15 protein-coding genes are annotated in these 21,843 nt (G+C 42.3%); 11 read left to right on the forward strand and 4 right to left on the reverse strand.

The genetic code is table 11. The features are described 5' to 3' along the window. Nucleotides 1-9 precede the first annotated feature (9 nt). The 4 genes from AC23N5_RS11215 to AC23N5_RS11230 all read left to right on the forward strand — a co-directional run bounded on the left by AC23N5_RS11215 (nt 10) and on the right by AC23N5_RS11230 (nt 5,069). Nucleotides 10-786, forward strand: a complete 777-nt coding sequence (locus AC23N5_RS11215) for an ABC transporter ATP-binding protein (protein ID WP_487755632.1) — start codon at nt 10-12, stop codon at nt 784-786. A 28-nt stretch (nt 787-814) separates the two neighbouring features. After that, the gene (locus AC23N5_RS11220) at nt 815-2,482 is read left to right on the forward strand and encodes a hypothetical protein (RefSeq protein ID WP_487755633.1); all 1,668 of its coding nucleotides are present in this window, start codon (nt 815-817) and stop codon (nt 2,480-2,482) included. A 92-nt stretch (nt 2,483-2,574) separates the two neighbouring features. Next, complete coding sequence (locus tag AC23N5_RS11225; RefSeq protein ID WP_487755634.1) at nt 2,575-3,567, forward strand: formylglycine-generating enzyme family protein; 993 nt, start codon at nt 2,575-2,577, stop codon at nt 3,565-3,567. 155 nt (nt 3,568-3,722) lie between these two features. Then, entirely contained in the window at nt 3,723-5,069 is a 1,347-nt protein-coding gene (locus AC23N5_RS11230) for a Gfo/Idh/MocA family protein (RefSeq protein WP_487755635.1), read from the forward strand. Between the two features lie 92 nt (nt 5,070-5,161). Here AC23N5_RS11230 and AC23N5_RS11235 read toward each other — a convergent pair whose 3' ends face one another. The 3 genes from AC23N5_RS11235 to sufB form a co-directional block, all read right to left on the reverse strand. Next, on the reverse strand, nt 5,162-8,932 hold the full coding sequence (locus tag AC23N5_RS11235) for a putative Ig domain-containing protein (RefSeq protein ID WP_487755636.1): 3,771 nt from the start codon (nt 8,930-8,932) through the stop codon (nt 5,162-5,164). Between the two features lie 200 nt (nt 8,933-9,132). Beyond that, nucleotides 9,133-11,439: an FdhF/YdeP family oxidoreductase gene (locus AC23N5_RS11240; RefSeq protein ID WP_487755637.1), complete on the reverse strand. Its 2,307-nt coding sequence runs from the start codon at nt 11,437-11,439 to the stop codon at nt 9,133-9,135. A 92-nt stretch (nt 11,440-11,531) separates the two neighbouring features. Beyond that, nucleotides 11,532-12,977, reverse strand: coding sequence for a Fe-S cluster assembly protein SufB (gene sufB / locus AC23N5_RS11245; protein ID WP_183976760.1), 1,446 nt, complete (start codon nt 12,975-12,977; stop codon nt 11,532-11,534). Nucleotides 12,978-13,251: 274 nt separating this feature from the next. Here sufB and AC23N5_RS11250 point away from each other — a divergent pair, with 274 nt between their 5' ends. The 7 genes from AC23N5_RS11250 to AC23N5_RS11280 all read left to right on the forward strand — a co-directional run bounded on the left by AC23N5_RS11250 (nt 13,252) and on the right by AC23N5_RS11280 (nt 21,313). Beyond that, nucleotides 13,252-13,977 carry a hypothetical protein gene (locus tag AC23N5_RS11250; RefSeq protein ID WP_487755638.1) on the forward strand — a complete coding sequence of 242 codons (726 nt, stop codon included), beginning with the start codon at nt 13,252-13,254 and terminating at the stop codon, nt 13,975-13,977. Between the two features lie 541 nt (nt 13,978-14,518). After that, a complete protein-coding gene (locus AC23N5_RS11255; protein WP_487755639.1) occupies nt 14,519-16,408 on the forward strand; it encodes a DUF4365 domain-containing protein in 1,890 nt (629 codons plus the stop codon). A 160-nt stretch (nt 16,409-16,568) separates the two neighbouring features. Further along, nucleotides 16,569-17,051, forward strand: coding sequence for an SMI1/KNR4 family protein (locus AC23N5_RS11260; RefSeq protein ID WP_487755640.1), 483 nt, complete (start codon nt 16,569-16,571; stop codon nt 17,049-17,051). 778 nt (nt 17,052-17,829) lie between these two features. After that, nucleotides 17,830-18,363, forward strand: a complete 534-nt coding sequence (locus AC23N5_RS11265) for a hypothetical protein (protein WP_487755641.1) — start codon at nt 17,830-17,832, stop codon at nt 18,361-18,363. 465 nt (nt 18,364-18,828) lie between these two features. After that, nucleotides 18,829-19,872 carry an SDR family oxidoreductase gene (locus tag AC23N5_RS11270; protein ID WP_487755642.1) on the forward strand — a complete coding sequence of 348 codons (1,044 nt, stop codon included), beginning with the start codon at nt 18,829-18,831 and terminating at the stop codon, nt 19,870-19,872. After that, nucleotides 19,869-20,513 carry an NAD-dependent epimerase/dehydratase family protein gene (locus tag AC23N5_RS11275; RefSeq protein WP_487755643.1) on the forward strand — a complete coding sequence of 215 codons (645 nt, stop codon included), beginning with the start codon at nt 19,869-19,871 and terminating at the stop codon, nt 20,511-20,513. The genes AC23N5_RS11270 and AC23N5_RS11275 overlap by 4 nt, the downstream gene beginning before the upstream one ends. Beyond that, the gene (locus AC23N5_RS11280; protein ID WP_487755644.1) at nt 20,510-21,313 is read left to right on the forward strand and encodes a helix-turn-helix domain-containing protein; all 804 of its coding nucleotides are present in this window, start codon (nt 20,510-20,512) and stop codon (nt 21,311-21,313) included. The genes AC23N5_RS11275 and AC23N5_RS11280 overlap by 4 nt, the downstream gene beginning before the upstream one ends. 230 nt (nt 21,314-21,543) lie before the next feature. Here the strand turns inward: AC23N5_RS11280 and AC23N5_RS11285 are convergent. Continuing rightward, on the reverse strand, nt 21,544-21,843 hold a 300-nt coding region (locus AC23N5_RS11285; protein ID WP_487755645.1), incomplete at its 5' end, for a transposase.

Here is a 21,843-nt window from a genome sequence, read left to right on the forward strand (position 1 = left end):
GAATTTAACATGGAAAAACAGCCAGTCGTAAGTTTACGCGGCTTAAAAAAATCGTATGGCCGCGATTTAATCCTCAAAGGAATTGATTTGGACGTATATGCGGGTGAAATCATTGGGTACATTGGCCCCAATGGCGCGGGAAAAAGTACAACCCTCAAAATACTGATTGGGATGCTTCCCGATTTTGTAGGGGAGGCCAAGGTGCTCGGGTACGACATTCGAGAAAATGCCCTTGAAGTCAAGAAACGCATCGGTTATGTGCCCGAAAATGCCATGTTATACGAAGTTCTGACACCCATGGAGTACTTGTTGTTTATAGGCAGACTACACAAAATGGAGGACGAACTCACCGAACGTCGGGCGTTGGAATTACTCGAAATTTTTGGTCTAAAAACCCACGCAGACGTGAGAATGAATACTTTTTCCAAAGGAATGCGGCAAAAGGTGTTATTGATTTCGGGGCTTATTCACAACCCAGACGTCATCTTTTTGGACGAACCTCTTTCGGGACTGGATGCCAATGCCGTGATTTTGGTAAAAGAAGTGTTGGCAAAATTGAAAGCCGCTGGTAAAACCATTTTTTACAGCTCCCACATCATGGACGTGGTAGAAAAAATCTCCGACCGAATTGTGATTATTAACCAAGGAACCATTATCGCCAACGGTACTTTTGAAGAACTCAAAGCACAGGCGCAGTCGGGTTCGCTGGAACTTATTTTCCAAGGACTGACGGGCGACAACGAGAATAGCCACCGCGCCGAAGATTTTTTACAAGCATTGAAGTAAAGTCCAAACCACTTAACGAGTCTCCCCAATGAGCAACGCAGTTTTACGAATTCTCGACCTGATGCAAGGCGTATTTCGGTGGTTAGGTGCCGATTACGACATTTTACGAACAATCGTTGAAGTGAAATTCAAAATGCAAAACCGTCGGCCAATGGCGTCGTTTTCGCAATACAAATCTTATAACAACGACCAAGACACCAATAATTCCTTTTGGATGATGGTGGGGTTACTTTCAATTTTTGGCGGATTGATGGGCATTAGTATTTTCTTCATCGACAAACCCTATTACGCTTATGCCTTACCTTTTGGGTATATCATGATTATGTCGGTGCTTACGTTAGTCACCGACTTTTCGTCCTTGCTGCTCGATACCACCGACAATGTGGTGCTTCTTCCACGGCCAGTCACGGGACGTACCATTTTATTGGCCCGATTGGTTCATATTGCCTCCTATGTCCTTATTCTTTCCTACGGAATTGCCCTTTTGCCGCTTATTTTTACTCTTTTTAAGTACGGCATTTTAGCGTTTTTGGCCTTTGGATTGGCCGTTTTTGTTTTAGCTATGTTGTCGGTTTTCTTTACCTCGCTCCTCTACATGCTTTTAATGCAATTTACCAGCGAAGAACGATTAAAAGACATCATCAGCTACTTCCAAATTGTATTCACACTTTTGGTAACGGCTGGTTATCAAATGGTAGGGCGTATTTTCACTTGGCTCGACCTCAATACCACGGCAGTCGCCATTCGTGGGTGGCATTACGCCCTTCCTCCGCTCTGGTTCAGTGGTTGGATGCAATTTGTGATTAAAGGAGCCCCTAATTTTTGGATTTTATCCTTCCTATCTTTTGGTATTCCTCTTCTTGCCATGTGGATTTTGATACGATATTTGGCTCCACAATTCACCCAAAAAATCGCTCAATTGGGTGTGGGCGACGGGGGAGGTTCTGAAAAAGTCATTACACAAAAACGCGGTGGTTTTGTTAGCCGATTAGCTTCCTTAATGACCAGAAGCCACCTTGAAAAAGCCATTTTTGAACTTTCGTGGAAAATTACTGCCCGCGATCGCAAGTTTAAGATGCGTACTTACCCCACTTTTGGGTCGTTAATTCCGTTGGTATTTGTTTTTGGTAAGGAGCTTTTTGATCCCCAAAAATGGTCAGAGATGGCGCAAGGTTACCTTTATTTAATGTTGCTTTATATGGCACATATCATTGCAGGTACGTTTCAATCTCAAAGTCATTTTAGTGAAGATTTTAAGGCTGCATGGGTTTATTTTGCCACGCCCACCGATTCCCCCCGCGACGTAGTGGTAGGCAACATCAAAGCCATTCTTCTTAAATTTTACACCCCATTTTATTTGCTACTTAGCACCTTTGTTTTGACGATTTGGGGCATCAAAGCACTTGATGATTTATACTTAGCCTTTGTGGCTTCGGTGTGTTTATCCATGATTGAGAGCAAAATTGGCTCCCAAAATCGCCTTCCGTTTTCCAAAAGCCTGGCTACGATGAAAGAAGCAGGGCAAACTTCTCAGTTTGTCATTTTTATGCTTTTGCTTCCCATTTGTGGTTTTGGACATTGGGGACTGACGTTCATCCCATTTGGCGTGCCAGTTGCCTGTGTTTTTGCCACCTTTATCGCTTATGTTTTGTACAAACAATTCGACAAACTGACTTGGGAGAGCTTTGACTTATAGAAATCTTTGGCGCTCTATTCGTGAAAATCATTGGATTGCGGTATCTTTCGGGCTCTAATCTTTTTTAGCTCATTTCTATTATCAAAACATCAATGCAGTTCGTAAAAAAAACACTCCTTCTTTGTGCTTTCTGCGGAACGGCCTTTGCCCAGCAGAAATTCGAGAACTACGCGCAAGCCATTTCGGGAAGTAACATTAAATACGATATGGTTGCCATCAAAGGTGGCGATTTTATGATGGGTAGTCCTGCCAAAGAAAAAGACCGTAAAGAAGACGAAGGTCCTCAACACAAAGTAAAAATTGAGCCTTTTTGGATGGGTAAGTACGAAATTCCTTGGGATTTCTATGATCTTTTTACCACCAAAAATATCGAAATTGAAATGGCAAAGCGTTTTCCAGATACCGAAAACAGCCTATCCAAAACCGATGGAAGTACGCGTCCAAGTGCTGCTTATGTTGATATGTCATTTGGAATGGGACGCGGTGGTGGTTATCCAGCTGTCAACATGACCCAATATGCCGCCATTTATTTTTGCAAGTGGCTTTACGAAAAAACAGGGGTGTTTTACCGCCTTCCTACCGAAGCCGAATGGGAATATGCTTGCCGTGCGGGTACCACTACCGCATACTCGTTTGGGGATGATCCAAAACTACTCGATGAATACGCTTGGTACAAAGCCAACAGCGGCGGTGGTTACAAAAAAACGGGTACAAAAAAGCCTAATCCATGGGGATTGCACGACATGCACGGAAACGTGATGGAGTGGACACTCGACCAATACGCCAAAGATTATTATACCAAAAAAGCGGGTGGCCAAGCCAAGGAAGCGTTTTTGAAAGTAACCGAATTGTATCCAACGTCAGTTCGGGGTGGTTCGTGGGACGACGATGCAAGTGTATGCCGCAGTGCTACCCGTATCCCTTCAGTTCCTGATTGGAAAATTATTGACCCTCAGAGTCCAAAAAGTGAGTGGTGGATGACTAGCGCTTCATTCGTTGGTTTTCGCGTAGTTCGTCCCGTTAAAACCCCTTCAAAAGAAGAAATTGCCGCTTACTACAACCCGCCTTTGATTGAGGACTATTAATAAGTATTTGACCTTCAACATAAAAATTACCCGTAGATTCATTCTTTACGGGTAGTTTTCGCTTTTTAGGCACTTTTATAAGCTGACAGACACATTGATTTTAGGTCGCTAAATCAACGACATCCACAATTTCCAACTTAAACTCTTTTCTAAAAATGGAAACTAATCGCCGAGAGTTTCTCAAATCGTCTAGTTTATTAACAGGAGGTGCTTTGCTAAGTAGCCTACCTTTTGCTTCATACGGATTTCATTCGTCAAATGATGATACCATCAAAATCGCCCTTGTTGGCTGTGGTGGTCGCGGAACGGGTGCAGCAGCCCAAGCCCTTAGCACCAAACAAAATGTAAAAATCGTAGCCATGGCAGATGCGTTCCAAGATCGCTTGGACGACGCATACACCGCCTTGACCAAACGCAAATACAAAGATGATGCTGGTGTAGAGATTGATGTTAAATCAAAAATTGATGTACCAAAAGATCGGATGTTTGTGGGCTTTGACGGTTACAAACAGGCTATCGCTTTGGCAGATGTTGTTATTTTGGCCACGCCTCCTGGTTTCCGCCCAATGCACTTTGAAGAAGCCATTCGCCAAAATAAGCACGTATTTATGGAAAAACCTGTAGCAACCGACGCGCCAGGTATTCGTAAAGTGCTTGCAACGGCCGAAGAAGCAAAACGCAAAAAATTGAACGTAGTAGTTGGGCTTCAACGTCACTATCAACGCAACTACCGTGAAGCAATGAACCGCATTCACGACGGAAAAATTGGCGATATCGTTGGTGGAAGTGTGTATTGGGTTTCGGGTGGCGTATGGAATAACCCTCGCAAACCGAATCAAACTGAAATGGAATACCAAATGCGTAACTGGTACTATTTCAACTGGTTGTGCGGCGACCACATTACCGAACAGCACGTTCACAACATCGACGTAGCAAACTGGGCAAAACAAGGCTATCCTGTTTCGGCACAGGGCACGGGTGGACGACAAATCCGTAACGGAAAAGAATTTGGAGAAATTTTCGACCACCATATCGTGGACTTCACTTACGCCGACGGAACGCTTATCAACAGCCAATGCCGCCACTATGAAGGAACTTACAGTAAAGTAGATGAGCAGTTTTTGGGCACCACAGGCCGCATCGACAGCTTCAATGGCAACAACACCGTTTTGAAGTCATACCAAGGCGGAAAAGTCATTTATGCCCACGAAGGAAAAGGCGACCGTAACCCATATCAAGTAGAGCACGATGAGCTTTTTGCAGCCATTGCGAAAGGTGAATACAAATTTGCTGATGCCGAAAACGGAGCAAAAAGTACCCTTACTTCTATCATGGGACGTATGGCTACGTATTCTGGTAAGTTAATAAAATGGGAAGAAGCCCTCAATTCAAACATTAGCCTTTTCCCTGATCAAATTGCGTGGGATGCTAAACCAAAAATTTTACCACTTGCCGATGGATTCTATCCTGTCGCAGTCCCTGGTAAAACCATCACCGTTTAATCAGGTTTTGTCCTAAAATAATTTTCCCCGTCACCTTTGCAAATTGCTTGGTTGACGGGGAATTTCATTGTAGGGTAATTGACGTTGTGCTTTTATTCTTGTTTCAGTACCTTAATCACTTTAGTCGGCATGTCAGGATGCGACGTTTGGAGAAGGTACGTACCTTTTGTCAACTGCAACGGTGCCAGTTCCAATTCGGCCTCAAGTCCCTGCCAACGAACCTGCGGCACTGGCATCATAAAGCCCGCAAGCGTTACAATTGAAAATGTCGTAGATTCTGGCTTGTAGGTATCGGGAAGGGTCATTTTTAAAACCGACACAAACGGATTCGGATACGCACTCCATACTTCCACTACCTCAGCTTCCTCCTCACCTATTCTGGCATTACCAGCTATCAGCGTAAATGTAATCGTTGCTTCCCCAATTACCTTGTCGGCCTTTATTGCTTTGGCTGTTAGTTTATAAGTTCCTAGCTCAGCACTAAAACCGCCATTGTCATCAAATAACCCATAAGGAGCAGCTGCGTCTGAAAAAGACTGCACTTTTGTCCCAGTCATACTAAATTCGATTCGATCCACTGCCTGACTTGATTCCGCAAAAATGTTCACAAAAGTTGCAATGGTTTGAACCGACGAAAGTGAAATCCTGTCCCCATCACGCAGGGTGCGAATAAACCTTCTTGATGACGAACCTCCTGCTTTGTACAAACTAAAAACAAGATTGGCAGTCATTGGCGTACTTTCACTGACTTTAATGACAAAAAACTCGTCAACAATCGCTCCTTGGTTATCTATGGCACGAACAGTTACCGTATAATTTCCAGCAGTTGTTGGTGTTCCTACAATACTCCCACCTTGGAATGACAAGCCTGGAGGCAAGTTCCTCACCAAAACACCAAACAAAATACCATCTGGGTCGCGGAAGCCATTCACGTCAATGTTCAGTGAAAAAGCTTCTCCAACGACGGCTTCTTGATCGGGGATTTGAGTAACGATTACTGGCGGAATATTTCCATTACTCAACGTTACCCACAACGTGAGGGTTGTTTCTCCAAATGCACCCAGGCCATCATAGCCTCGCACCACAATTTTATACTCGCCTGCCACGCTTGATGTTCCGATGATTGCCCCATTGGCATACACAAATCCAGATGGCAGGTTGCTTACTTCTAACCGAACCGTTCCACCCTCAGGGTCACGGAAAAGCCCTTGCGGCAGCGTATATGAAAACGGATTACCCACCACGACCCGTTGGGTAGGCAAAGTTGTCGTTGCTACTGGTGGCAAATTCGAGGAAATACTTCTAACAGATAGCTGAAAGGACGTTTCAACCGAAGCATTTTCATTGTCAATTCCCCGCACAGTCACTTTATAATCACCCGCTGTTACGGCTTTCCCCGAAAGTTTGTTGTTGGCATAGGTAATTCCTTGCGGCAAATTTTGCACCAACACCCGCACAATATATCCGTCATTATCACGGAAAATGTTAGGCGTAATTTCGTACTCATACGCCTGTTGCACTACCGTTACTTGATCAGGAATGGTCGTCACAACAATCGGGCTTTGGTTCACAGATAATACTTTTAGTAAAAACTGGGTTTTGACCGACGCATTTTCATTGTCAAAAGCCTCTACTGTCACCGTAAAATTTCCTGCTACCGTCGGAGCGCCGCTAATCACACCACTGTTTGCCACCATTCCCGCTGGTAGTCCAGTCACAACAAGCCTTGAAATTTGTCCGTCTTTGTCTTGAAAAGTGCTGGTAGGAATGATAAAGATAAAATTGCGGTTGATGGTGGCCTGTTGATCAGTAATTTTTGTGACTACAACTGGCGCTTGATTGACCCGCAGATTTGCCACGACAAAATTAATGGTCGTTCGACCTACACCATTGGCGGGTACAATTGACGTTGAATTATACGCTTCAAGTACCAATTGATAATTTCCCAACTTTAGGGTTGTTCCTCCATCATCCCCAAATAGTGCAAACGGAACATCTGTTTCGGTACGGGTCTGATTCACAGGCCCTGTCAGTTTCATAATCACTGCTTTGGCTGACGCATCGGGTGTTGCTATAAAATTTGTAAGGAAGTTGAGGTCATTCAAATTAAGGGTATCTCTATCTTTTACATTGCGTAAAAATGTACGATTTAGGTAATTACCCGCTTTAAACAAGGCCAATGTAGAAGGTTTCTGAGCCACTACTTTGAGATTGAACGTAGTGCTGGTTGAAGCATCATACATATCAGTTGCAGTAACCGTAATTTTATACGTACCTACAATCAACGAATTACCACGAATCGTTTTTTTATCAAAATAAAAACCAGTAGGTAGGCCGCTTACTGCATACGATTCAATGCTGCCATCGGGGTCTTGAAATGAACCTTCGGGTATGGTGTAGGTCGCATCAAAACCAGCTGTAATGGTATAATCTGAGAGTGCGGTTTTTACCACAGGGGGCTGATTGACTTCTGGTTCGCCGAGCAAATCCTCTACCAATTGAATTTCAACTGGGCCGCTTACGCGCTTTTCTTCCCAACGATTGTTATAACCTGGAATACCGTAGCTCCCTGTTCTTACCAGTTCTGACAGTTTAACCACCATTTTTTGTTTATTCACAATGGGGGTCATGGGTTTAGATAACCAGTTGGTCGCTACACTTTTAATCATGGGGGCAAACCAATTTAAGTCCGCCGTGTTGTTGATTACGACGTTGACCAACTTACATCCACGTTCAAAATGTTGGCCTAGCATTTGCTCCATGCCAAACTGCGACAAATCGGGTTCACGGAACGCTTCATTCATAATCCACTTATCACCCATGCTTCCGCGCAATACGTCCGCACTAAAATAATGATTGTAGTACTGCGAGTCATTGATTTTAGTACCGTCAACGTTACGGGCTAAATCCTTGAAAGCCAATGTCCCACGACGAAAACTTAGCCCATCGTGTACCGACCCAAAATCATTGATAACCTTATAATTAGCATTCACTCCTTTAACAGTGCTGCTTACCCCGTCCAAAAAGTTTTTTAGAAGCGTATGTCGATAAATATACCAATCAGCCCAACGTTTATTTTCTGGGTGGCTATAGTCGGTTGTGATTGGTTGAATATCTCCAATGGCGCTGTAGTCAGATTTCCAAGCATCATTAATTCCTTTTAAAGAGCCATATTTAGCAGCCAACCAGCTTTGATAACCCGTAAGCATTGTGGGAGTATAATCATACAACGATAAGTAAGGGTCTCCGTAGCCTATGTTGCCATTCGGAATATACCCTTCGTAGTGGTAGCCCGCTTCTTGGGTTGTCGTGGTTGTCGCGGCAACGCACAAAACGCGCCCTTCTTGCAAATACGAAACATACCTTTGGCTTACTTCTTTCACAAAACCGAGGGCTTTGGTGACAGAAGGCTGGTGCGCCATGCTAAAAATTTCTTTAAACACGCGGCCTTGTTGGTCTTTAGAAGCTTCGCTTTCAGTCCAAAAGCCTTCGTTTCGGTTACAGCAGCGTGCCAAGTGAATCCGAAAAAAAATCTTCAACCCTAGCTCTTTGCACAATTTCACTTGGTTATCGAATTGCACCCAGTTGGCTGAACTTGATACCTGTGGATACACAACATCCCAGCGTACCGTAATCATGGCAGCATTACAACCTTGTTTGGCGGCTTCGCGTATGACATTGAGGCCATGCTCGGCTCCTTCGGTGGTATTTAGTAAAGCAACGCACAAATAGCGTTGATTGTCATCTGCGACAAAATGGTGCGGTTGAGGTGAAGTGAATGGGTCAGAATTAATCTTTGCGCTGGTTTTTAAAGAAACCACCCATGCCAGTACACACAAAATTCTTGCTACACGTATAATCATTTGGGACATGTTTTTGATAAAGGGGTAATCTGATATACCTGTATCAAAAACCGTGCAAAAAAGCACCCTATAGGGCTATTAAGCACTTTTTTTTATAAATAACCTCTCTTTAAACCGATTAATATTGGGATACAAACCACTTTAAGACCCTCCCATTTACAAATTTGCTTATGGCATGGTTTTTGACGAACGAGGTTATTTCAATTTTTCTTCTCTTTACAGATAATTTCAATAATTACTGCTTTAGACGTAGGTGTCATACTTCGGTCAGCATAACTATTGATTGGAACGAGCGTATTTGCCTCGGGAAAGTACGTCGCTACGCAACGCTCAGGCAATGAGTACGGTACAACGACAAAGTTAGGAGCTGTTCTGGTTACGCCACCGTGATAATTGCATAAATCGACCCTTTCGCCAGCCACCAACCCTGCTTTTTGGATATCGTTTTGGTTCATTAAGATAACGCGCCGTTCGTTGAAAATTCCACGGTAACGGTCATCTAACCCATAGACTGTCGTGTTAAATTGATCATGGCTTCTTATGGTCATCATCAAATATTCGGTATCACTTAACACAATTGGGCTATACCTGTTTATTGAAAAAATGGCTTTCTGGCTCACGGTTTTAAACTCTCCTTGGCGAGGGCCATTCGGCAAGTAAAATCCGCCTAATTGGCGAACACGTTGGTTATAATTTTCAAAACCTGGAATCGTTCGCTCAATCGCTTCCCGTGTATGGTCATAGTGTTGTACCAAAAAATCCCAATTTACCTTTGATGTATTGCCCAAGGTAGCCTTTGCCAACCGTCGAACAATGTCGGGTTCGCTCAACAAATGTGCCGAGACAGGCGGTAGTTTGCCCATAGATTTGTGCACGACACCCATCGAATTTTCGACAGTTACAAACTGAGGCTCATCTCCTTGAACGTCGCTGTCTGTACGTCCCAAACAGGGCAGAATAAACGCTTCCTCACCCGTCACCAAATGACTTCGATTGAGTTTTGTCGATACGTGCGCTGTTAGCTGACACTTACGGAGGGCTTGAGCGGTAAAAGACGTATCGGGGGTTGCCGAAAGGAAATTTCCTCCCATGGCAAAAAACAGCCCAACTTTACCTTCGTGCATTGCCTTAATAGCCTCCACGGTGTTATAGCCGTGTTTGCGAGGAGGATCAAACCCAAATTGCGCTTGTATTTTATCTAAAAATGCTTGCGGAGGAGCTTCCCAAATCCCCATCGTTCGGTCGCCCTGCACATTGCTATGACCCCGAACAGGGCAAGTTCCTGCGCCAGGCTTTCCAATCGACCCTTTTACTAAAAGTATATTTACCAGTTCGCGAATGGTATCTACGGCGTTTTTATGCTGCGTCAGCCCCATTGCCCAGCAGCCAATGATGTTTTGGGACGATTTTATCAATTCCGCCGCCTCTTCCACCTCCTTTAGCTGTAGGCCACTATCATGTATCAATTGTTCAAAATCATGTTGTTCAAGGTCTTCCAGCAGTGCTTCAATGCCCTGCGTTTTTTCCTTAATAAACGTCCAATCAAACACCTCTCCCGTCGTTTTTTCGGCTTTGTACAAGTACTTTAAAAACGCCTTAAACAACGGTACATCGCCATTGATGCGTACTTGTAGGTACTGGTCGGCCAAGGCCGTTTTTGCGCCCAATAAGCCTCCTACCGTTTGCGGATTACTAAACGCCACCAACCCCGTTTCTTTCAATGGATTAATGGCCAAAATTTTTGCCCCGTTTTTCTTCGCTTTTTCCAGCGCCGACAGCATCCGTGGGTGGTTTGTGCCTGGGTTTTGACCCGCAATGATTATTAGATCTGCTTTGTAAAAATCATCTAATTTGACCGACCCTTTTCCTATCCCTAAAGTCTCGTTGAGGGCTACCCCACTCGACTCGTGGCACATGTTGGAGCAGTCAGGAAAGTTGTTGGTTCCAAATTCCCTTACAAAAAGTTGGTACAAAAACGCTGCTTCGTTGCTCGTTCGCCCTGACGTATAAAAAACAGCATCATCGGGAGAAGCAAGGCTTTTTAGGTGCGTGCCAATTTTCAAAAAAAGCTCGTCCCACGAAATGGCTTGATAATGGGCTGCTCCTTTGGGCTTAAACAGGGGTTCGGCCAAACGGCCTTGTTGACCTAATTCGTAATCGGTCCACGTTCCTAGTTCTTCAATCGAATGTTTGGCAAAAAAATCGGCCGTCAACCGTTTGGTTGTTGCTTCATCCGCAACGGCTTTTGCGCCATTTTCGCAGTACTCCCCTATCCGCGAACGCTCATCATCGGGGTCGGGCCAAGCGCAACTTGGGCAATCAAAACCGTCTTTTTGATTGAGGTTCAACAAGGCTTTTACGCCCCGCCCCACGTCCATTGCGCCAAACACATGACGCATTGCGCTTGTTACGGCAGGAAGTCCGACGGCCACTGCTTTGGGTGCTTCGAGCGAAAGTCCCGTTAGTTTTTCGGGGGTAAGTTCGGTGGAATGGGGCGTTTTTTTCATCTTTTTGCCAATAAAAAACGGTATGACTTTCCTTAAAAAGCCATACCGTCGTAGTTGGTTACTTTATCTAAAGCGGTAAATTCTGTAGAAAATTATCCTACCGAACCTTCCAAGCTGATTTCTAACAATTTCTGAGCTTCTACCGCAAACTCCATTGGAAGTTGGTTTAAGACCTCTTTCACATAGCCATTGACAATCAACGCCACGGCTTGTTCGGTTGGAATACCGCGTTGGTTACAATAAAACAACTGGTCTTCGCCAATTTTTGAGGTAGTTGCTTCGTGTTCTACCGTCGCACTTGAGTTTTTCACTTCGATGTACGGGAAGGTATGCGCTCCGCACGTATCACCCAACAACAACGAGTCGCACTGTGAGAAGTTACGCGCGTTTTCGGCACGTTTAAATACTTCTACAAGTCCACGGTAGGAGTTTTGGCTTTTTCCTGCTGATATACCTTTTGATACAATACGGCTTTTGGTATTTTTTCCAATGTGTATCATTTTGGTACCCGTATCAGCTTCTTGCATGTTGTTGGTCACAGCCACCGAGTAAAACTCCCCAATCGAGTTGTCCCCTTTTAAGATAACCGAAGGGTATTTCCACGTAATGGCCGAGCCTGTTTCTACCTGCGTCCAAGAGATTTTAGAATTAGCGCCTTCGCAAAGACCACGCTTTGTTACGAAGTTATAAATCCCTCCTTTGCCGTCTTTATCTCCTGGGTACCAGTTCTGAACGGTACTGTATTTTACTTCGGCTTTTTCGTGTGCAACGATTTCTACTACCGCCGCGTGCAACTGATTTTCGTCGCGCATGGGTGCCGTACAGCCTTCCAAATAGCTCACGTACGAACCTTCGTCGGCAATGATAAGCGTACGTTCAAACTGCCCCGTTCCCGCCGCGTTGATACGGAAATAGGTCGAAAGCTCCATCGGACAACGCACGCCTTTGGGGATATAGCAAAACGAGCCATCCGAGAAAACGGCTGAGTTGAGCGCTGAATAAAAGTTATCTTTGGCAGGAACTACCGAGCCTAAGTATTTACGAACCAAGTCAGGGTGCTCTTTGATGGCTTCGCTGATAGAACAGAAAATAATTCCTTGTTTTTTTAGCTCACCTTTAAAAGTTGTAGTGACCGAAATTGAGTCAATAACGGCATCGACAGCCACTCCCGACAGACGTTTTTGCTCGTTGAGCGAGATGCCCAAACGCTCAAAAGTACGACGCAACTCAGGGTCGATTTCGTCGAGCGAGTTGACCGTTTTTTTCTGTTTTGGGGCCGAGTAATATTTAATGACTTGGAAGTCGATGGGCGCGTAATGAACGTTTGGCCATGTGGGTTCTACCATGGTTTGCCACGCGCGGAACGCCTTCAAACGCCATTCGGTCATCCATTCGGGTTCTTCTTTTTTTGCTGAAATCCAACGAACTGTGTCTTCGGAAAGTCCTGGTTCCGCTTCTTCGGCTTCAATGTCCGTCACGAAACCATATTTGTATTCCGAATTGGTTATTTCTTCTAACAATTCAACTTCTTTGCTCATCGCGTATAGATATGCGTTTATTCTAAATTTCCAACAAAAAACGGCAGAGTAATGTTCTATTTTGGGCGCAAATATATTTAAAAAAAATCTAAATAAGAACAAATAAGCCGATTCCCAACCCTCAGAGCTACCGCCACTTGCCTTACCCAAGCCGAAAAAACAACGCTTTTTTTTCGCCTCCATTCCAACCTTCCATTCACCATCCACGTCATTTCACTGATTTCCGAGGCCTTGGATTCACCATTATTCATTTAAAAAACGAAAAAAAACAGCAATGAAAGTAGCATCAGTAGCCCCCGTCAAAAACGTTATTTGGGTCTTTGGAACCGTTCTCGCCATGGGATTGAGCAGTTGTAACACCGAAAACGAAACGCCTGACCCGAACCCAACTTTCACCACCGACTTCAACAAAGGAGCGGATAGTTGGACGGCTGGTTTGGTCGATTACAACGAACAGCAAGAGGGAATCATGGAGTTTAGTTCTAAGATTGCGGCATTACCGACGGACACCCTCAAAAAATCAATGATGATTCAGAGTCACAACCGCAGCGACGATGCCTTTATGTATTTGACCCGTAAGTTGACAGGGTTGACGCCCAACCAAACCTATAAAATCGGGTTTGAGGTAGAATTGGCCTCCAAATACCCCCAAAACAGCGTTGGCATTGGCGGTTCGCCTGGTGGCTCCGTGTATTTGAAAGCGGGAGCCGCGGGAACTGAGCCTCAACGCGCCAAAGACAACACGGGACAGTGGAAGCTCAACTGGGACAAGGGCGCTCAAAGTGAAGGTGGAAAAGATGCCGTGCTCCTTGGCACGATTGGCATTGAAGGCGAGGACGTCAAATACCAACTCATCAAACGTACCAATAGCCAAACGCCTTTCTCGGCTAAGGCTAACGACAAAGGCGAGCTTTGGCTCATCGTAGGCACGGATTCGGGTTTTGAGGGACTAACCACCCTTTATTATACCCAAATCAAGGCGTCGTTGACCAAACAGTAGGTTATTATAAAGTACCAACCAAGCAGCACGGGCAATAGGCTCGTGCTGCTTTTTTTGTCTCTTCTTTTGCCTAAGCCTCCCCACCGATGCCCCAAGTCCCTACCCTGCTATACATGACTTGCGTATTTTGGCAGGCTTATAGCTTCTTCTCCTATTGACCATTCCACTTACCTGCACTCAGTGGAATTTCCCAGCTTGTGATACCATAACTCACCTTCGATTTTCCCAAATAAAATACTCGTTGAACTAGATGAGTAATTAAGCACTTCTTTTTTACTTTTGGGGGTAATTGTTTGCAATGTACTTGATAAAGGTGCAAACGGCAGCAGCGCGTAAGTGAAATTAGCCCCAAAAGTTGAATCATTTTGCGTACAAAAATTAGAAATAGACGCCATACTATACTAACCGACAACAAATACTTATAAGCGTTTGAAAACGATGAAGTGGCGTCTATCCACTCGTTAGCGGCAAGCTTTGGCGACAGTGCTAACCCAAACATTTCAATAAGTAACGACCAGAAAAAATCACCCTTGACGACATAATGAAGCGACCCCAACAACATATAATTGAAACTAAATCAAAAAAGCAATTTGAAGGACTAATCCCTGACACTTGGGTAGCAAGAGAATTAGGGGCTGACTATGGACTAGACTATTTAGTTGAGATTTTCAAAAGCAATAATTCAACTGGACAGTTGTTCTTTGTTCAGCTTAAAGGGACAGACAGTGAAATTGTAAACGACACAATTTCATATCAACTTTCACTGGACAATATTGAGTATTGGAATACAATTACTCTTCCAGTGCTTCTCATCTTTTTTAGTTCTCAAACAAACAAATTTTGGGGCGTGTGGACGAATGAAATAAAAGAGAACATTGCTCTAAAAAAAGACTCACAAAAGAAATACACAATCTCTCTTACCCATAAAAATCTTATTTCAGCAAACTTCTTTGTGGAGTTGGAAAATGCTTTTGCCAATAACTTGCCTTCAAAAATCAACATTGCATATCAAAGCAGCAACCCTGAAACCAAACTGCTTCATGAATGCCTTGTGAAATATTTGAAGCATTTTTTCACAGACGAGGTTCAATTTGAGAATCATCTATTGCCAAATACCTGCTTGTTAGAATATAAAACTACCCAAGCAGAGACAGTTGAAATTACAATTACCACTAAAGGCAAAACCCATCAACTGCAACCAGTGAAGCTTTTAGGAAATGAAAACTTTCTTTTCCTTCCCAACATTGACCCCGACAGTATTCCTAAAGCATTATCAGAGTGCTTACTGCTGTTTTCTCTACAGAACTGTGATAAGAACATCAAAGCATCAATAAAGATTATTCAAAACACTATTAAAGATTACACTGGTGATTATTTACCAATGGAATCTTTCGTTCATCTCACTCAAACAGCAATTCGTAACGACAAGACATCAGAGTTAAACGAACTTGCAAAAACATTCGTTTTAGCTGAAAAGATAAATGAGTTTCAATTCTTAAACAGCTCAATACTAATTCTGAACAAGGACAAATCACTAAATAGTCTTTATCAAGAAAATTTGATTTTTGCCATCGAGAAGATTGAAGATTTGCGCATGAAAGGTATGTTATCTTACAACTTGGCAAACTCATTTCGTTCATCAAGTAATTATTATTTGTCTAGCTTAAATTACCAAAATGCAAGAAAGTTTGAACCCAAGTATAAAGACCGACACTACTGGTGGTTTGAATACGCAGGCATTTTTTTCTTGACCGGACATTACAAAATTGCGGAAGCATTTTATCAAAAAAGTCATGCACTAAAAGATGACCAAAACATACCTTTAGTTTATGGATTGATAGGCGATTGTAAATTCTTTCAAGGAAAGTTTTCTGATTCAATGATTTATTTTGACAAATTGATTAGCCAACAAACCAAGCCTAATCCCTTTGCTTATGAGTTTATCTTGAAAACCATGATGGCAAAAACTTTAACGGATGAAAAACTTGACAATCTTAACATTGACCAAATTTTATCTGAAAAACTTGCAAGCGAGGGAATAGACAAAAAGGACGAACAACTTTTTTACGAGGCAATTCAAGTAAATCCATTAAATGGAATTGCATGGTTTAACTATGCTGTGTCATTAAACTTAAAAGGAGAATTGGAATCTGCATTGACTGCATTTTTAATGACTGCATGCGTTCAATCATGGGATTCAGAAGCATGGAGAAATTGTTTAGGTTTGGCAATAGCAACAAATCATCTTGACATTTTTCCAATCATTTATGGAGCAGCTTACAAAAGCATAGGAAGTGAATTTGTAAATCATTTTGCCCAATCAATATTGGACCAACCAACTTTACCAATGGATATTAAACAAGAATTAATCATAGCATTTGCCGACATGGCTAAACTTTACGATGAAAGCGATGACAGCATTGAACAATAAGCCAGCCGCTAACAGCACATTTGCAATAGGCGGGGTTTCGTGCTCCGCAGACAGTTTAGTGGTAGCCGAAAGTTTTGTGCTCCGCATAAAGTTCAGTGGTAAAAAGCCCGCCCATCGCAAATCTGCAAAACGTTATGCAACATTTTAAGACAGACCAAACATGACAATTAATAAAGCAGACTTTTGGGACAGCAATTATTACAACCATCCTCCGTTGACTGACGACTTGGTTACAACTGTTGAGACATTATTGAAAGTAAAACTACCGACACTTTTAATTGATTTACTCAAAATTCAGAATGGTGGTTATACCAAAGGGTTTGCCTATCCCATGACTGTAAAGACTACATGGTCAGAAAATCATGTTCCATTATCTGAACTTTTTGGCATTGTGACTGACCAAACAATTGAGACAGGACAGAATATCCTTGACACTGCATACCTGATTGAAGAGTGGGGACTTCCTGACAAACAAGTTTTATTAAGTGGTGACGGACATTGGTGGATAACTCTTGATTATCGACAAGGTGAAATTCCAACTATAAGATGGATTGACGTAGAGTGCGACCAAGACATTCACGTTGCGGACAATTTTGATGATTTTATAAACGGACTTGTAACTGAGGACACTTTTGCAGACTGAGGAAAAAAAACGTTGCATAATAACTAAGCTTTCGTGGTGGCCGAAGGCCAAGCCATGAAGTTCCCGAAAGCGTTCGGGATTGAACAAAACTCGGGCGGGCGGCCAGCCTGAGTGCTCACCAAACCCTTTTTTTTTGTTATGGATTATCGTCGGGTGGGCATCTACGCTGAGAGCAGGTTTTTGACCTGCTTTTTGTTTTAAGACTGCCCCCCCCGATGGCGCGAGCGTCCCCGCTTGCGACAACGATTACAAGGCTTCCAGCCTTTTTTCGCAACTTGGGCTAAAAGCCTAAAAATAATCAGCACGAGGCAGAACCTCGCGCTATCACGCAAAATGGTAGCTGTTGGCTTTACCGAATAAAAATTTCGTTCAACTACTTGTATATTTGTACTTAGGTCTTTTTATTTGAGAACGCTTGTAGGCAATGTAGCCCGCAAAGACTAAACGGGCGCTTGTATGTGTTGAACTTCTGATGGCGCGAGCGTCCCCGCTTGTGACAACGATTACAAGGCTTCCAGCCTTTTTCTGCAACTTGGGCTAGAAGCCTGAAAATAATCAGCACGAGGCAGAACCTCGCGCTATCACAATGTACTTGATGAAGGTGCAAACGGCAGCAGCGCGTAAGTGAAATTAGCCCCAAAAGTTGAATCATTTTGCGTACAAAGTAGAAATAGATGCCAGAGTATCCGATAATGAATACTTATAGTAGTATTTGAAAATGGTGAAGTGGCGTCTATTCACTCGTTATGTGCTTTTTTAGGACGATCGATTACAAACAATGACAGACAACAATTTTGATATAAAAATATTAGACCTTCATTGGATTAAGGACGTTGACGACCCAACAGACCTTTGTGCACACGGACACGTTTTTGTAAAAATCGGAGACGAAGTTGTTGCGGACAAAGACAGTTTAGACGTAACAGTAAGTTCAACTGCTCTGTATTTAATGCGGACAATAAAGGATAATTACAAAAAAGACGACTATGCAAGTCAACTACTTCCTTGTTGCGGACACTTTTTTATGGCTGACGAAGAAAGTGACTACGTTGCTATTATGGGTTGCCCAAACGGAATTGACTGGACAATTATTCACACAGACGATGGTAAAATCAAACACATAACAGACAGCGGACAAGAAGCAACAGTTGACAAAGAAGAATATAAAAAGGTGGTTTTGGACTTCGCAGACCAAGTTGAGAATTTTTATAAAACGAGTTTGCCAAAGACAATACCAACGGACGACTTCGACAAAAAAGGTTACTTGACATTTTGGAAAGAATGGCGAAACTTGCGAGACGAATGGAAATAAAAACAGCACACAATAACTAAGCTCTCGTGGTGGCCGAAGGCCAAGCCATGAAGCTCCCGAAAGCGTTCGGGATTGAAAGAAACTCGGGCGAGCGTCCCCGCTTGTGACAACGATTACAAGGCTTCCAGCCTTTTTCTGCAACTTGGGCTAGAAGCCTGAAAATAATCAGCACGAGGCAGAACCTCGCGCTATCACGATGTACTTGATAAAGGTGCAAACGGCAGCGCATAAGTGAAATTAGCCCCAAAAGTTGAATCATTTTGCGTAGCCATACTAACCGACAACAAATACTTATAAGCGTTTGAAAACGATGGAGTGGCGTCTATCCAATCGTTAGCGGCAAGTCTAAAACAAACATCTAATGACAGACAACTGAACTTTAGAACACAATAAAATTGGACTTTTCAACAAAACAAGCATTTCTTTTTGATGCGACCTTTGTGGTCGAATTTAAAAAAGAAAGAAATGGATAATTCAAACAAACACAAAACTGTTTTAGTAACAGGAGGTTCGGGATTTATTGCAGTGCATTGTATTCTGAAACTATTGCAACAAGGTTATACGGTTAGAACAACACTGCGTTCATTGAGTCGTATAGACGAAGTCAAAGAAATGCTCAAAAATGGTGGCATTACTTCATTTGACAATTTATCATTTATTGAAGCTGACTTGACAAGCGACAAAAATTGGAATGAGGTTATACAAGGTTGCGACTATATACTGCACGTTGCTTCGCCTACCCCAATCGTGGATTACAAACACGAAGACGAAATGATAATCCCAGCAAAAGACGGTGTGTTACGAGTTTTGAAAGCTGCAAGAAATGCAAAAGTAAAACGTGTGGTTTTAACTTCGGCTTATGGTGCTGTGGCAATGGGTCACAAAAACAGGACAACGCCTTTTACAGAAAACGATTGGTCAAATCTTAATGCAAAACTTCACGCCTACCAAAAATCAAAAACTATAGCAGAAAAATCAGCTTGGGAGTTTATTAGAACACAAGGTGGAAACCTTGAACTATCAACTGTTAATCCTGTTGGTGTTATGGGGCCAATTTTAGGAGCAGATTATTCTCATTCCAATCAAAGTATAAGAGGAATGTTAGAAGGCGAAATTAAAGCGTGCCCTAAAGTCTATTCTTGTTATGTTGATGTTCGTGATGTTGCCGATTTACATTTACTTGCAATGACAAGCCCCAAAGCCAATGGCGAACGATTTCTTGCAACTACAGGCGAACAATTAGCAATGCTTGAAGTTGCTAAAATCCTGAAACGAAATTTAGGCGATGAGGCTCAAAAAGTGCCGACAAAAGAAATTCCCAATTTTGTTATCAAATTGCTAGCACTTTTCAATCCGGCTTTGCGAATGGTTGCAACTTTGCTTGGGAAATATGCACAGGCAAGCAATGAGAAAGCACGAAAAGTATTAAATTGGTCTCCAAGAACTAATGAAGAAGCAATTTTAGCAACAGCAAAAAGTATGTTACAATTAGGATTAATAAAGAAATGAAAGTAATTATAACAGGTGCAACAGGCATGGTGGGCGAAGGCGTTTTATTGGAATGTTTGGAAAATTCAAACGTAACGGAAGTACTGATTGTAAGCAGAAGAAATTACAATCTAAAGCACCTAAAATTAAAAGAACTAATTGTAAATGATTTTTCAGAAATCAAAAATTATTCAGATAAACTGAAAAATTATGTTGGCTGTTTCTTTTGTGCTGGTGTAAGTTCAGTAGGCGAAAACGAAGAAAGTTTCACAAAAAAAACTTACGATTTTGTAATACCATTTGCAACAATACTATCTGAAATCAATCCTAAAATGACATTTATTTATGTTTCAGGAAACCGCACTGATAGCACAGAAAAAGGAAAAGTAATGTGGGCAAGAGTGAAAGGAAAAACTGAAAACACATTAATGACTTTGCCATTCAAACAACAATACAATTTTCGCCCTGCAATTATGAAGGCTACCAAAAGACAAGTAAACGTAAAAAGAATTTACAAAATACTTGCACCGCTAATCGCACCGTTTTTCCCTGTAAAGACTTTAAAACTTTCAACGGTTGGACGAGCTATGATAAATGCTGTATCAAAAGGTTATCCGTCACAAATTTTGGAAGTTGATGACATAATAGAATTGGCGAAATGAGAATTACAGAAATAAAATCGTGTGTTGTTGGACCGACAATTTCGGCAGAAGAATTTATTGCCGAACATTTTTTTGTGTTCGTAGCCAAAGGAAAAATGAATGGTTATGATGGTAATAAGCATTTTACATTGAAATCAGGAGAATGTTGTATTGTTCGTAAAAATCATATGGCTCGATATAGCAAGCAAAGAAAAAACAACGAATTTGAAAAAGTGATAATGATTTTTGATGAAGCATTTTTGAAAACTTATTCAGCCAAAAATAAAATTCCAATTAAAAATTATTCTTCAAGATTAGCTTTCTTGAAAATTAAACAAACTAACATTGTTTCTAAATTTCTTCACACATTGCTTCCGTATTATGACAAAGGAGGGAAATTGAAAAAAGAAGTTGAGGATATTAAAAGAGAGGAATTATTAACTATTTTACTTAATCTTCATCCTGAGTATGCAAGTATTTTATTTGACTTCGGCAAACCTGGCAAAATAGATTTGGAAGCATTTATGCAAAAAAACTATAAATTCAATGTGAGTTTACAACGACTTGCATTTATGACTGGACGAAGTTTATCGGCTTTCAAAAGAGATTTTAAAGAAATATTTTTGCAAACTCCAAATCGATGGTTAATACAACGTAGATTAAATGAAGCATATTTTTTACTCAACAATAAAAAACAAAAACCTACTGACATTTATCTCGACTTGGGTTTTGAAGACCTTTCACATTTCTCATTTGCATTTAAAAAAATGTTTGGACATTCGCCAACAGAACTGACCAAAGAGAAAAAGACCAGCCGCTAATAACTAAGCTTTCGTGGTGGCCGAAGGCCAAGCCATGAAGGCGCTGTTGAACGAAACCTTCGGTAGCGGTAAGTGCTCACCAAACCTTTTTATTTTATTATGGAGTTATCATCGAAGGTGCCACTACTTTCAAAGCAGGTTTTGGCCTGCTTTTTGTTTTTACGGCTGTTTAGGCACCATTTTTATAGGTTTTTATTGAGGTTAGGGTGTACTTTCCCCTACCCATCCCGTTAACTAACAGGACGGATGCTTTGGGGTTGGCCAACGCCCATGTATGAGGCGGGTGGGCCTCGCCGTCCAAATACCTCAATGGTTACTAAATTGCCTTCGCCGCAGCATCGGCAACGCCGTAGCAAAGTTTTTGGCAGCCCTGTTGATTTGGGTTGGAGCTTAAAATGCCCCCGTAACTGCTTGAATTTGACACGTTTCCAAGTGCTGCTCAAAAACCCGTAATGTCGTATTCTAACGAAGCGTTTGGGCAATATATGCTGAGCAAAACGCCTGATAAACTCCGCATGGCTCAAACACAT

The organism is Runella sp. R5_40 (assembly GCF_057652295.1).

Coding starts and splice junctions, on each gene's coding strand:
- AC23N5_RS11215 (WP_487755632.1), top strand. CDS start 10: ATGGAAAAACAGCCAGTCGTAAGTTTACGCGGCTTAAAAAAATCGTAT.
- AC23N5_RS11220 (WP_487755633.1), top strand. CDS start 815: ATGAGCAACGCAGTTTTACGAATTCTCGACCTGATGCAAGGCGTATTT.
- AC23N5_RS11225 (WP_487755634.1), top strand. CDS start 2,575: ATGCAGTTCGTAAAAAAAACACTCCTTCTTTGTGCTTTCTGCGGAACG.
- AC23N5_RS11230 (WP_487755635.1), top strand. CDS start 3,723: ATGGAAACTAATCGCCGAGAGTTTCTCAAATCGTCTAGTTTATTAACA.
- AC23N5_RS11235 (WP_487755636.1), bottom strand. CDS start 8,932: ATGATTATACGTGTAGCAAGAATTTTGTGTGTACTGGCATGGGTGGTT.
- AC23N5_RS11240 (WP_487755637.1), bottom strand. CDS start 11,439: ATGAAAAAAACGCCCCATTCCACCGAACTTACCCCCGAAAAACTAACG.
- sufB (WP_183976760.1), bottom strand. CDS start 12,977: ATGAGCAAAGAAGTTGAATTGTTAGAAGAAATAACCAATTCGGAATAC.
- AC23N5_RS11250 (WP_487755638.1), top strand. CDS start 13,252: ATGAAAGTAGCATCAGTAGCCCCCGTCAAAAACGTTATTTGGGTCTTT.
- AC23N5_RS11255 (WP_487755639.1), top strand. CDS start 14,519: ATGAAGCGACCCCAACAACATATAATTGAAACTAAATCAAAAAAGCAA.
- AC23N5_RS11260 (WP_487755640.1), top strand. CDS start 16,569: ATGACAATTAATAAAGCAGACTTTTGGGACAGCAATTATTACAACCAT.
- AC23N5_RS11265 (WP_487755641.1), top strand. CDS start 17,830: ATGACAGACAACAATTTTGATATAAAAATATTAGACCTTCATTGGATT.
- AC23N5_RS11270 (WP_487755642.1), top strand. CDS start 18,829: ATGGATAATTCAAACAAACACAAAACTGTTTTAGTAACAGGAGGTTCG.
- AC23N5_RS11275 (WP_487755643.1), top strand. CDS start 19,869: ATGAAAGTAATTATAACAGGTGCAACAGGCATGGTGGGCGAAGGCGTT.
- AC23N5_RS11280 (WP_487755644.1), top strand. CDS start 20,510: ATGAGAATTACAGAAATAAAATCGTGTGTTGTTGGACCGACAATTTCG.